The organism is Lapidilactobacillus gannanensis, from assembly GCF_003946675.1.
Lineage (GTDB): Bacteria > Bacillota > Bacilli > Lactobacillales > Lactobacillaceae > Lapidilactobacillus > Lapidilactobacillus gannanensis.
On record NZ_RHOT01000027.1, the window covers coordinates 1 to 12,394 of the forward strand.

Genomic DNA, 12,394 nt, shown 5'->3' on the forward strand with positions numbered 1-12,394 from the left:
GAAGCCGTTTAGAGACAAATTCAATTTTATATTATTTCATCTGTCAACTTGACAGGGCATAGTGCAGAATTGCTCGGTATTTTAGCGTTAAGCGGAGCCGGTCACCTTTTGAAAACACATCCCGGCAACTACAGTTCGGCCTTATTTTGTTTAAATGACTGCTGTCCCAGACTATTTTTGCTAAAGCTGTTTTTAATACCTCAACGACGCGATTAAATCAAATTTCCGCGCCAGCACCAGATAATTCAATAATTCGCTGCTGAACCTGCTGATTATTACGAAATTCATCATAAGTTGTTTCAGCACGATCAACAACCCCGTGCGCCGTTAAATAAATCAATCGATTAGCAATTGTTTGAATAAATTGATGATCATGGGAAGCAAATAAAATTGCGCCTTGATAGTCCATCAGGCCATCATTTAAAGCCGTAATTGATTCCAAATCTAAATGATTGGTAGGATCATCCAATAAAAGCACATTTGCTTTCAATAACATTAGCTTGGCTAACATTACTCGGACTTTCTCACCACCAGAAAGTACATTGACTGCCTTCATTACGTCGTCACCGGAGAATAACATCCGCCCTAAAAAGCCTCGTAAGAAAGTATTATCATCTTCACCAGGTTCTGCAAATTGGCGCAACCAATCTAGAATCGGTGTGTCTTCAGTAAAGAGGTGATTAAAATCATTAGGCAAATAGGCTTGACTAGTGGTCACTCCCCAAGTGACCGTTCCAGAATCAGGTGTTAATTCACCAGTGATTACTTTAAACAAAGTCGTGGTGACCATATCATTTTCACCAAGAAAAGCAACCTTATCCTCTTTATTCAAGGTAAAACTAACTTGATCCAAAATCTTTTTGCCATCAACGGTCACTGACAGATTATCCACTTGCAATAAATCATTACCAATTTCCCGATTAGGAACAAATTTAATAAACGGATAACGCCGGGAACTAGGCTGAATGTCATCTAAAGTAATTTTATCAAGCATTTTTTTACGAGAAGTCGCTTGCTTTGATTTTGAAGCGTTCGCCGAGAAACGGGCAATGAAATCCTGTAACTCTTTAATTTTTTCTTCTTTTTTAGTGTTTTGCTCTTGCATCAACTTTTGGGCTAACTGCGAAGACTCTAACCAGAAATCATAGTTACCAGCATATAGCTTAATTTGACCATAATCCAAATCAGCCATGTAAGTACAAACTTTATTCAGAAAATAACGGTCATGAGAAACCACAATGACGGTGTTTTCAAAGTTGAGCAAAAACTCCTCCAGCCAATCAATTGAGGCAACATCTAAACCATTAGTTGGTTCGTCCAAAAGTAACACATCAGGTTGGCCAAATAAAGCCTGCGCCAATAACACCTTGACTTTCTGAACGGCTGTTAAATGGGCCATCTTTTCTTGGTGTAAACTTTCAGGAATGTTCAAGCCTTGCAACATTTGCGAAGCCTCACCCTCAGCTTCCCAGCCGCCCATTTCACCAAATTCTGCTTCTAATTCAGCAGCTCGAATGCCATCAGCCTCATCAAAATCTGGCTTATTATAAATTGCATCCTTGGCCTGCATGATGTCATATAACGTAGTATGCCCCATAATCACTGTTTCCATAACAGTATAATCATCATAATCGAAATGGTTCTGCTTCAAAGTTGCGAGCCGCTCATTCGGCCCGAGCGTGACAGCGCCGGTCGATGGTTGAATCTCACCAGCTAAAACTTTAAGAAAAGTCGACTTACCAGCACCATTGGCGCCAATTAGGCCATAACAGTTACCTGGCGCAAATTTAATATTGACATCCTGGAACAATTTGCGATCGGCAAAATGCAAACTGACATCACTTACAGTAATCAAATTAATAATCCTCATTTCATAAAAGGTCGTTAATTCGCATTATACCGGCAATCTAACCGGGTTGCAACCTACAAATCAATCGCACAAAATTATTCTGACCATGTCCGACCCTGATTAATTTTATGTTTGGCTTGCACTAGTTTTAAAGGATCCAGTCCTAAACTAAGGCAGATATCATAAACATAGATTTGCACATCAGCCAGCTCCTCTTCTAGATGGGCTAGATCATGTTCAGATAGTGGCTCAGTCTCTGGATGCCACTTAAAAATATCCAGCACCTCGTTAGTTTCCCCAGTTAAGGCAATCGCCAAGTCTTTCAAATTACTTTCATCCCACCCTTTTTTTCGCCGAAAATCAACTAAGGCTTGCATCATCTGCCTAATTTCTGGTGCACTAGTTTCATCAAGTTTTAACTTGGCACCGTGATTTTCGGGATCTAATTCATGAATTTGTGCTGACATATGCGGCCACTCCTTATTTCAGTTAATATCCGTTAGCTAACTACTTAGTAATAATTTCCATTTTACCATGCTTTTCTAACGATTTGACGTACTCACAGTCTTCAGGAAATCACCAACAAACGCTCAATTCCGATTATTGCTTATGACTGAAGCGAACCAAAAAAACTTGCCTTAGTTAATCAAGCAAGTTTTTATGATTGATCTATTCTGCTGCTTTTTTCAAAGGATCTTTTGCATGCAATTTCTTCTCGAAAGTCTTCAATAATAGTGATAACAGTAATGTTAAAACGAAGTAAATTAATGAAGTGATAACTAAAGGTAAGAATGGCTTGAAGCTAGACCCTTGAACAACACTAGTCTGGAACATCAATTCGCCAACCCCGATAACACTGACAATCGCGGATTCCTTCAGTAAAGAAATAAACTCGTTACCTAAAGCCGGCAAAATTGTTTTAACAGCTTGCGGAAGAACAACTAAACGCATGGCTTGTTTTCGCGACAGGCCTAATGAACGTGCTGCCTCAGTTTGGCCTTTAGCAACTGATTCAATCCCAGAACGAATCACTTCCGATACATAGGCTCCTGAGTTCAGAGACAAGGCCACCGCTGCTGAAACAAATGCTGAAACGTTAAGGTGTAGCAACTGCGTCCCAAAGTAAATCATAAATACTTGGACCAACAAAGGTGTTCCCCGGAAGTACTGAATATAAACAATCGCAATACCTTTAACAATTTTATTCTTAGCGCGTTTCATCAAGGCCAGCAATGTACCTAATAAACTACCAAAGAATACCCCAATAATAGTTAAAACAATTGTGATGCCTGTGCCTTTAAGAAAATAACTGCCGTAAGCCTGAAAGAAGTTCTGCTTACTAAACATTTGGGCATTGGCTTCTTTACGCCATTCTTTAAATTGACCATTTTTCTGAACCTTAGTAATTGTTTTGTTGACTGAAGCTAAATAAGCTGGTGCTTCTTTAGAAACAGCTACGGCACAATCATAGTCCGAATTTGTAAATTTAATATTTGCTAAGGTCAAGGCTGGATTTTGTTGCACGTACGCATCCGCAACTGGCGCCTCAACTACAACAGCGCTTAGCTTCTTTTGTTGTAAGTTAAGGATCAAATCAGTTACTTTTTCCAACGAAACAACTGTTGCATCTGTCATTTCATCTTTCGCAGTTGTTTCCTGTGTCGTCTGTTTTTGGACGCCAACCTTCTGGCCCTTGAAATCCATCACACTACGATATTTATTTTCTTCGCCCTTACGCACCACAACTTTTTGAGCAACGGTTAAATATGATTTCGAAAAAGCCACTTCTTTTTCCCGTTCAGGCGTTGGTGTCATCGCGGAAACGATCATATCGACTTTACCCGTTTTTAAGCTGCCCAGTAATGAATCAAAACCCATTTCTTTGATTCGTAACTCAACACCAATGTCCTTCGCTACTTGCCGGGCCAAAGAAATATCGAAACCGACAATTTTATCCTGCCCAGTAATTGTTTTATGAAATTCATATGGCGGATAGTCTGCCGACACCCCTAAAACCATGTAACCGCGTTTTTTAATGGCGGTTAAGGTAGGATCGGTCACAGCGGCCTGACTATTTTGTGTTGGCAACGTCCCCAACGTTCCTAATAAAATCATCACTAAGGCGATTAAAGCCCATACTTTACGTTTAATTTGCTTCATCGAAATCTTCCTATTCCAAATATGATAGGAATAGTATACCGCATTATTAATAAATATGCACTATTTTTTCTTAAAATGTTTTTTTATTCATAAAAATCGTGAATATTCTCCACTAAGCCCTTAATATACCAGCCTAATTAACAAATACCGTATTTAATATATTCATCTCACTAAGCATAACTTTTCTGTTTTGTACGCGCTTGCGTTAAACTAAGGGTCTCCAGGGGAAAAGGAGTTGCTTGTAATTGAAATATTTGATTTTTACCCTCGAAATAGTTGCCTGTGTCCTTTGGATAAAATTTGGTAGTCACTCATGGCTCAGTCTGATTTTAGGTATTTTGGTCATTATTGGTCTCTCACAATTAGCTCATACGCTTCTGAAAGCCCGCTAAACTTGGTCTAGGACAGCCGAAGATTACCTTAGTACTGTATCCAAAAAAACAGTGGCAGCTAACCTGATTAGCCAAGAACCACTCAAACCGAAACTAACGGATTTCATTCCAGTAAGGCAATCTCAGATTCTTTTTTAAGGATTAAAATAAACCAGCTAACCAGCAGCTGATAATTGATCATGCTGCATGGTTAGCTGGTTTTATAATTATTGAATTGCTAATTTAATTGTTTGCGCGACGGTTTTAGAAATGCCTAGATCTTGAATTTCTTCTAGTGAAGCACTTTTAATTTTTTTTAACGAGCCAAAATGTTTGAGTAATTTTGTTCGCGTTTTTGGCCCCACTCCTTGGATCGTTTCTAGCCGCGAAGACAGGGCATTTTTGCTATGGCTTTGGCGATGAAAAGTAATTGCAAACCGGTGCACTTCATCTTGAATCCGTTGGAGTAAGTAAAAGCCTTGCGACTTGGGATCTAAATGAATCGGTTGGGCATTAGGACCATAAATCAACTGCGCTGTTTTATGTTTATCATTCTTCACCATGCCGGCAACTGGAATTTGCAAATCTAGTTCGTTACACAAAACATCTTCAGCAGCTGCCATTTCAATAATACCACCGTCCATCAGAATTAAATCTGGTAAGGGCTTTTGTTCCTTGAGCAGTCGTAGATATCGTCGCCGAATAACTTCTCGGGTATTGGCAGCTTCATCAGCCCCGTTTTGGTGCTCAACTGCGCCCTTTAGCTTATATTTGCGATAACTATGCTTATCTGGCCGGCCATCAAGAAAACTGACCATTGCAGAAACTGGCTCGCTCCCTTGAATATGGGAGTGATCAAAAGCCTCTAAAACATGACCATCTGGTAATCCTAAAGCACTAAGAATTTCATTCTGAGCACCTAAGGTTTGTCGCTCGTCTAGTTCCAACAGACGAAATTTTTCATCTAAAACTAATTTAGCATTTTTGTTAGCCAAATCTAGCAATGCTTTTTTCTGGCCACGAGCCGGCGTTCGCACTGGAATTTGAAGAATTTCTTCTAGAACATCTTTTTCGACACCTGCTGGAACTAAGATTTCCCGCGGTAAAACATTATCTTTGCGACTATAAAATTGCAAAATAAATGTGCCTAACGCTTCCATGGGATCATCAGTCACCAATGGGAACAACCGTTTAACCCGTTTCATCAAGCGCGCCTGACGTAAGAAGAAAATCTGAACTGACAGCCACCCCTTATCAACATAAAAACCATAAATATCACGTGGAGTATGGTCATTAGAAATAATTTTCTGCTTTTCCACAGTTGCCGTAATATAATGCAATTGATCGCGTAACTCTGCTGCTCGTTCGAAGTGCAATTCAGAGGAAGCCGTTTGCATCTCGCGCGTTAGCTTTCGCTTGATCACATCAACATGACCATTTAAGAAACGCTTGATCCGCTCGATTTGCTGTTGATACTCAGCCTCAGGGACTTCCCGGAAGCAGGCACCCAGACACTGCCCCATATGATAATACAAACAGGGACGACCTAAATGTCCAGCACAACGGCGTAAGGGATAAACTTTCTGAAGAAAATGCATCGTTTCTTCCGCCGCGTAGACGTTGGTATAAGGTCCAAAATAATAAGCACCATCTTTTTTAATTTCACCAGTGATTTGCATCATGGGGTCGCGCTCATTTGTGATTTTAATATAGGGATAGTTGCCGCCCTGTTTCAGACGAATGTTGTAATAAGGCTTATATTTCTGAATTAACGTAATTTCAAGTAAAAAAGCCTCTTTGTTTGTCGAAGTAATAATCGTTTCAAAGTCAACGATTTCTGCAACTAATCGTTCTGTTTTGCCAGTGTGACTACTTTTAAAGTACGATCGAACCCGATTTTTTAAATTCTTAGCCTTGCCAACATAAATGACCTGTGCGTTTAAATTTTTCATCAAATAACAACCAGGTAAATCAGGTAACAAAGCAAGTTTATGTTCCAAGTGTTCTGAGGCCAACTGGCTCACCTCCAAAATAAAATAACAGCTGTTGACGCAAAAAATAGTTAACAGTTTCCTGTTAACTATTATACGATAATATGTTCGCTTTTAAAATATAGTTGATTCTAGTCAGACTCATCTGATAAGTCTGGGCCCATCAATCGGTTAAACAACCCAAAGTTGCACTTTGGTGGCTGAACCGGGTTCGCAAAAAGCAACCGGCTCCACTTAACGCCTTTAGTCACACGCGCCTAGCTTTGCAAAACTTTCGATAAGAAATCTTGCGTGCGCTGTTCTTGAGGATGATCAAAAACTTGTGTTGGGGTTCCTTTTTCAATAATTTGACCGTCATCCATAAACCAGACCTCATCAGCAACATTCTTCGCAAAACCCATTTCATGAGTGACAATCACCATGGTCATACCTGTTTGCGTCAATTCTTTCATCACGTTTAGCACTTCGCCGACCATTTCTGGATCTAATGCTGAAGTGGGCTCATCAAATAGCATCACATCAGGATGCATTGCCAAAGCGCGGGCGATGGCTACCCGTTGTTGCTGGCCACCTGATAAACTACTCGGCATCGCCTCAGCTTTATCAGCTAATCCAACTTGATTCAACAAAGCAAGTGCTTGTTTATTGGCTTCAGCTTTACTTAACGACTGGACATTTAGTGGTGCCAAATTAACATTATCTAAAACTGAATAATTCGCGAACAAATTGAATGATTGGAAAACCATCCCCATCTTCTCACGAACCTGATCTAAATCGGTTTCTGACAACTGGTTTAAGTGTTCGCCTTCGAATAAAACCTCACCTGACGTTGGTTGCTCCAATAAATTCAGGCAGCGTAAGTAAGTACTCTTCCCACTACCTGAAGGTCCAATGACAACAATTACTTGTCCCGCTTGAACTTCAGAATCAATTCCTTTTAAAACTAAGTTGTCGCCAATTTTTTTTTCTAATTGTTGCGTTGCTAAAATTGTTTTCATGTTCTCACCCACTGTAAGTAATGAAGAAAGTATAGCATTAAATTTATAAATATGCAATATTGTTCGAAAATAAAAGTTAATATTGCATATTTATACCTTTTGAATTTCACGAAAAAATCTTTTTTACTTTTCTAGAAACCGTGGTATGCTAACAGTAAGAAAGTGTAGGTGACCTTAATGGCAATAACTGTAAAACGTGACGATAAATTAACCAGTCTCTTCGACAAATTTGCCACGCTACCTGAGGATAAGAAAGACGGCGTGATGGCACAGAGTATCAAAGCTGACCAAGACAAACAAGCCAAGGCCGACAAGAAATCCAGTCCGGCTGACAACCAATAATACTTCGTGCTACCTATTATTCAGAAACTAAAATAGTTTAGCTGTGAAAATAACCTCGATGCTGACTGTGTGACACCTTTCTTTATCTGGAAAGAGATCACACAGGTTATTTTAGTCTGATTATTCAATTGACGTCACTGCCAAAACTTTAGCACATAAAACCCCAGTTGGAATTTTTTACAAAAAGCTTGAGTCTACTTAGCAATTCGCTGTTCAGTCCAGCGCCAGATATCCTCATATCCCGTATTGGCCAAAGCACTAGAAGGTAAGACAAGATCAGACTTTGGTACTTGCAAAACCTTACGGATTCGTTGTAAACTACCGGCTTGGTGATTACGAGTCACCTTATCCATTTTAGTTGCAACCACAAGAATCGGTCGGTCGTAATACCGAATAAAATCATACATTAATTGATCGTCTTCACTAGGATCATGCCGACCATCAACTAATAAAATAACACCCTTCAAGGTTGCTCGTTCTTGGAAATAAGCCTCACAAATCTTACCAAACTGTTCACGCTGCTTTTTCGAAACTTTGGCATAGCCATAACCAGGTACGTCCACTAAATTCAAATCTTGATTAATTTGATAAAAATTCAATGTTTGCGTTTTACCAGGTTGACTCGACGTCCGGGCAAATCCCTTACGTTGCACCAGTCGATTAATAACCGAGGATTTACCCACGTTAGAGCGGCCAGCCATGGCTATTTCGGGTAACTGATTTTTAGGATACTGTGCTGGGGCGACCGCACTGATTAATAACTCAATTTGATTAACTTGCATCATGCCCCTCCTTTATTTTCACTTATACTTCTTATTTTAACATTGCTGCCATTAGAAACAGCAGCGTATAATAAAAGGCGATTCACCAGTGAATATTAACGTAAAAAAGCGAACAATTCGTCTGAATTGTTCGCTTTTCTGGCGTTAAACGGAACTGACGGCCTTTTGAGAACACATTCAGCACCTAACGTTTGTTTTATGTTTACTAAAGAACTGACGTCATTGCCGTTTACTAATTACGAAGCCTTCTCACTCTGGCGAACTAATTCAGGTTTGCCAGTACCTTCAACAGCTTCCTTCGTCACAACTACTTTCGCCACATCTTGCTCCTCAGGTAAGTTAAACATAGTATCTTGCATAACTTCTTCCATAATGGCCCGTAAGCCACGCGCACCAGTGTCACGCGCAATTGCCTCATGTGCCATTGCTTTTAAAGCAGTAGGTGTAAACTCTAGTTGCACATCATCTAGCTCGATCAGTTTCTGATATTGCTTAACCAAAGCATTTTTTGGCGCTGTTAAAATCTGAACCAAATCATCTTCATTTAACTTATTTAAAGCCGTAATAATTGGAATTCGACCAATAAATTCAGGAATAATCCCAAATTTCATCAAATCTTCCGGAATAACTTGTTGCATAATATGAGCCGAATCAGCAATTTTTTGTTTTTGCTCATTAAGCGCACCAAAACCGATCACTTGTTCACCTAAGCGATTACGAATGATGTTTTCGATGCCATCAAATGCGCCACCAACAATAAAAAGAATGTTGGTCGTGTCAATCTGGATAAACTCTTGTTGCGGATGCTTCCGTCCGCCCTGAGGTGGTACATTAGCAATCGTGCCTTCAAGAATCTTCAAAAGTGCCTGTTGGACCCCTTCACCAGAAACGTCACGGGTAATTGAAACATTCTCACTCTTTTTGGCAATCTTATCAATTTCGTCAATATAAACAATGCCCTTTTGAGCCCGATCAACATCGTAATCAGCGTTTTGCAACAATTTCAAAAGGATATTCTCAACGTCTTCACCAACATAACCAGCTTCAGTTAAAGTTGTGGCGTCAGCAATCGCAAACGGCACATTTAAAATCCGCGCTAAACTTTGCGCTAAGAAAGTTTTACCTGAACCAGTTGGTCCAATTAAGGCAATATTACTTTTTTGGAGTTCTGTCTCGCCCTTTTCAGCAGTTAACATATGATTAACTCGCTTATAATGGTTATAAACAGCAACTGAGAGCGCTTTTTTAGCATCATCTTGACCAATAACATATTCATTTAAGAAGTCGAGAATTTCTCGCGGACGTGGTACTTCGACTTGTTGTTCCGCAGCATCTGCTTGTAATTCTTCATCTAAAATATCTTTGCAGAGATCAATACATTCATTACAAATATAGACACCAGGTCCAGCAATGATTTTCTTAACTTGATCTTGAGTCTTACCACAAAAAGAACACTTAACGGTGCCTGTGGTCTGCGTATTATCAAACATTATCTGTCCACCTTTATTCACTTAATTTAGTGTTGAATCTTAACACGATTCTGTTCACCTTGTAAAGTTATTTGTTTGGCTAGGCTGGACAACTGAATAAAAGAAGGCTGAACCCTACGTTCAGCCTTCTCCATTAAAAACTTGAAACGCTTATTTATCTTCTTCGACGGCTGAATCAGTCACAATATCGATAGCTTTTTTAATACCAATATCGTGTTTCAACATATCATCAGTTAAAGCTTTGCGTACAGCGTCAGCTTCCATATTATATTCAGCTGCTAAGTCATTGATTTCCTTGTCAATTTCTTCTTGACTTGGTTCAATTCCTTCAGCCTTAACAATTGCCTCTAAAACAAGGTTTGTCTTAACATTCTGATCTGCATTTTGTTCGAATTGCTTGTGCAAATCATCTTCAGAAGTACCAGTTAACTTGTAGTACATATCAGGGTTAACACCTTGACGTTGCATATTGCCTAAGTACTGATCCATTTGGTTATGAATTTCAGTTTCGATCATTGCTTGTGGTAAGTCAACAACCTCGGCATTAGCAACTGCACCATTAATGGCAGCTTCTTGCTTAGCAGATTCAGCTTGTTCTTTCTTGTTCTTAGCTAATTCATCTTTGATCTTAGCTTTCAATTCAACTAAAGTACTAACTTCTTCATCAATATCCTTAGCAAAATCATCATCTAATTCAGGCACTTCTTTAGTCTTAACTTCATGAACAGTTGTCGCAAAGATAGCTTCCTTACCTGCTAATTCCTTAGCTTGGTAATCTTCAGGGAAAGTCACTTTAACTTCAACTTCGTCACCAGATTTATGACCAATTAATTGATCTTCAAAACCAGGGATGAAGCTATTTGAGCCTAATTCAAGTGAGTAGTTTTCAGCGCTACCGCCATCAAATTTCTCGCCATCAACAGTTCCCACATAATCAATGACAACTGTATCGCCTTTTTCGCTAGCGCCGTCTTCTTTCAAAACGAGCTCAGCTTGTTGTTGGCGACGTTTTTCTAATTCAGCGTCAACATCAGCATCAGTTACTTCAGTGTCTTCCTTAGGGACTTTGATGCCCTTATAATCACCTAATTTAACTTCAGGTTTAACAGTAACTTTGGCTTTGATTACCCAAGGTTCTTTAGGATCCATCTTTTCAACACTGATTTCAGGTTGTGCAACAGGTTCGATTTTAGTATCAACAATCGCTTGTTCATAACTATCTGGTAATAAGATGTTCAAAGCATCTTCATACAATGAAGCTTCACCATACATTTGGTTAAAGACTTCACGGGGCACTTTACCCTTACGGAAACCAGGTACGTTCAAGTTTTTCTTAACGCGTTTAAAAGCTTGGTCTAAACCTTCGCTAATTTTATTTACATCAATTTCAAAAGTGAGTTCACCATCATTGGTGCCTTTTTTCTCCCATGTGGCCGTCATTAAATTTACCTCCGATATATTACGTCTATCTGTTTTTCATACTTATTAATAGTATCTTATTTGCCAAAAAAAGTAAATGAAACTTTCTTATAAGTTAGCGAAATAGCGGGTTTTTAGTTAGATTTCAGTAAAAATACGCTATTTGTTACTAAAATTTGGTCAGACTGCAAATAGACTGCTGACCAGAACTAAATAGTTACTCAGCACTAAATTTAGATTGTCGGGGCAATTAATTCAAATAGTTCCGCATCATCAAATCGATCATTTAAAAATAAATGTTCCTTTAAAGTACCAACATGTTGAAAGCCCACTCGAGTTGCAACAGCACGGCTGCTTTTGTTTGCCTGATCAGCCAGTAAGAGCAATTTATGAAATTGACCTGTCACAAATAATTTTTCAGCGAACTTTTCAAGAGCCGTAGTCATAATACCTTGACCTTGAAAATCAGTACCCAACCAATAGCCGATCTCACCTTGATGATTTAGCTGGCTAATATTATGCAAATCAAGCATGCCTGCTGGTTGCTCATCAACCAAAATGACCACTAAAATTAATTCGTTAGTGGCAATTTCTGTTCGTGCCTGGGCCAAGAAATTTGCCTCATCAATTGTTGAATGCATCAGAACCGCCCACGGCAACCACTGACTAAATGTCGCACGATTAGCTGCGACCTGTTCATAAAGCCCGGTGGCATATTTTGCATCCGGATAAACCAATTTAATTGAATGATGATTAAGCTCAAACTGACAAAATGTAAACATGATGAGTACCTTCCTTTTGCTTTGCATAACGCAACGATTAACAGTTAATTATAGATAGTCATGATTAAAAGTCAAACCGCACTTCACATGTTCAGACGGCAAGCTATGCAGAATTGACCAGTCTAGTTGAATGGTGATACAAAAAAGCCTATTCAGCAACCTTCAGTTTTATCTGAACGACTGCTGAATAAGCTTTATAAATGACTGCAA

General features: G+C 39.2%; 10 protein-coding genes. 1 reads left to right on the plus strand and 9 read right to left on the minus strand.

Going from position 1 to position 12,394, the window contains the following annotated elements; all coding sequences use genetic code 11:
• Positions 1-217: 217 nt before the first annotated feature.
• The 5 genes from EKM81_RS07985 to EKM81_RS08005 all read right to left on the minus strand — a co-directional run bounded on the left by EKM81_RS07985 (position 218) and on the right by EKM81_RS08005 (position 7,369).
• Entirely contained in the window at positions 218-1,855 is a 1,638-nt protein-coding gene (locus EKM81_RS07985) for an ABC-F family ATP-binding cassette domain-containing protein (protein ID WP_125650553.1), read from the minus strand.
• A gap of 89 nt (positions 1,856-1,944) precedes the next feature.
• Positions 1,945-2,316: a nucleoside triphosphate pyrophosphohydrolase family protein gene (locus tag EKM81_RS07990; RefSeq protein ID WP_225420221.1), complete on the minus strand. Its 372-nt coding sequence runs from the start codon at positions 2,314-2,316 to the stop codon at positions 1,945-1,947.
• 202 nt (positions 2,317-2,518) lie between these two features.
• Entirely contained in the window at positions 2,519-4,009 is a 1,491-nt protein-coding gene (locus EKM81_RS07995) for an ABC transporter substrate-binding protein/permease (protein WP_125650555.1), read from the minus strand.
• A 598-nt stretch (positions 4,010-4,607) separates the two neighbouring features.
• Entirely contained in the window at positions 4,608-6,395 is a 1,788-nt protein-coding gene (gene uvrC / locus EKM81_RS08000; protein WP_125650557.1) for an excinuclease ABC subunit UvrC, read from the minus strand.
• A 233-nt stretch (positions 6,396-6,628) separates the two neighbouring features.
• Positions 6,629-7,369 (minus strand): amino acid ABC transporter ATP-binding protein, encoded by a 741-nt coding sequence (locus tag EKM81_RS08005; protein ID WP_125650559.1) that lies wholly within the window; start codon positions 7,367-7,369, stop codon positions 6,629-6,631.
• 177 nt (positions 7,370-7,546) lie between these two features.
• On the opposite strand from EKM81_RS08005, the gene EKM81_RS11205 reads away from it, so the two are divergent.
• Entirely contained in the window at positions 7,547-7,711 is a 165-nt protein-coding gene (locus EKM81_RS11205) for an SPJ_0845 family protein (protein WP_164509261.1), read from the plus strand.
• Between the two features lie 194 nt (positions 7,712-7,905).
• Here the strand turns inward: EKM81_RS11205 and yihA are convergent, their stop codons facing one another.
• The 4 genes from yihA to EKM81_RS08025 form a co-directional block, all read right to left on the minus strand.
• Positions 7,906-8,493, minus strand: a complete 588-nt coding sequence (gene yihA / locus EKM81_RS08010; RefSeq protein ID WP_125650601.1) for a ribosome biogenesis GTP-binding protein YihA/YsxC — start codon at positions 8,491-8,493, stop codon at positions 7,906-7,908.
• A 236-nt stretch (positions 8,494-8,729) separates the two neighbouring features.
• Entirely contained in the window at positions 8,730-9,983 is a 1,254-nt protein-coding gene (gene clpX, locus EKM81_RS08015) for an ATP-dependent Clp protease ATP-binding subunit ClpX (RefSeq protein ID WP_125650561.1), read from the minus strand.
• Positions 9,984-10,133: 150 nt separating this feature from the next.
• Positions 10,134-11,423 carry a trigger factor gene (tig, locus tag EKM81_RS08020; protein ID WP_125650563.1) on the minus strand — a complete coding sequence of 430 codons (1,290 nt, stop codon included), beginning with the start codon at positions 11,421-11,423 and terminating at the stop codon, positions 10,134-10,136.
• A 212-nt stretch (positions 11,424-11,635) separates the two neighbouring features.
• Complete coding sequence (locus EKM81_RS08025) at positions 11,636-12,184, minus strand: GNAT family N-acetyltransferase (RefSeq protein ID WP_164509262.1); 549 nt, start codon at positions 12,182-12,184, stop codon at positions 11,636-11,638.
• Positions 12,185-12,394: the final 210 nt, after the last annotated feature.

Bases quoted from the DNA above. Each gene is read 5' to 3' on its own strand.
- EKM81_RS08005 (WP_125650559.1), bottom strand. From the start codon at position 7,369: ATGAAAACAATTTTAGCAACGCAACAATTAGAAAAAAAAATTGGCGAC.
- EKM81_RS07990 (WP_225420221.1), bottom strand. From the start codon at position 2,316: ATGTCAGCACAAATTCATGAATTAGATCCCGAAAATCACGGTGCCAAG.
- EKM81_RS08025 (WP_164509262.1), bottom strand. From the start codon at position 12,184: ATGTTTACATTTTGTCAGTTTGAGCTTAATCATCATTCAATTAAATTG.
- clpX (WP_125650561.1), bottom strand. From the start codon at position 9,983: ATGTTTGATAATACGCAGACCACAGGCACCGTTAAGTGTTCTTTTTGT.
- EKM81_RS07995 (WP_125650555.1), bottom strand. From the start codon at position 4,009: ATGAAGCAAATTAAACGTAAAGTATGGGCTTTAATCGCCTTAGTGATG.
- yihA (WP_125650601.1), bottom strand. From the start codon at position 8,493: ATGCAAGTTAATCAAATTGAGTTATTAATCAGTGCGGTCGCCCCAGCA.
- tig (WP_125650563.1), bottom strand. From the start codon at position 11,423: ATGACGGCCACATGGGAGAAAAAAGGCACCAATGATGGTGAACTCACT.
- EKM81_RS11205 (WP_164509261.1), top strand. From the start codon at position 7,547: ATGGCAATAACTGTAAAACGTGACGATAAATTAACCAGTCTCTTCGAC.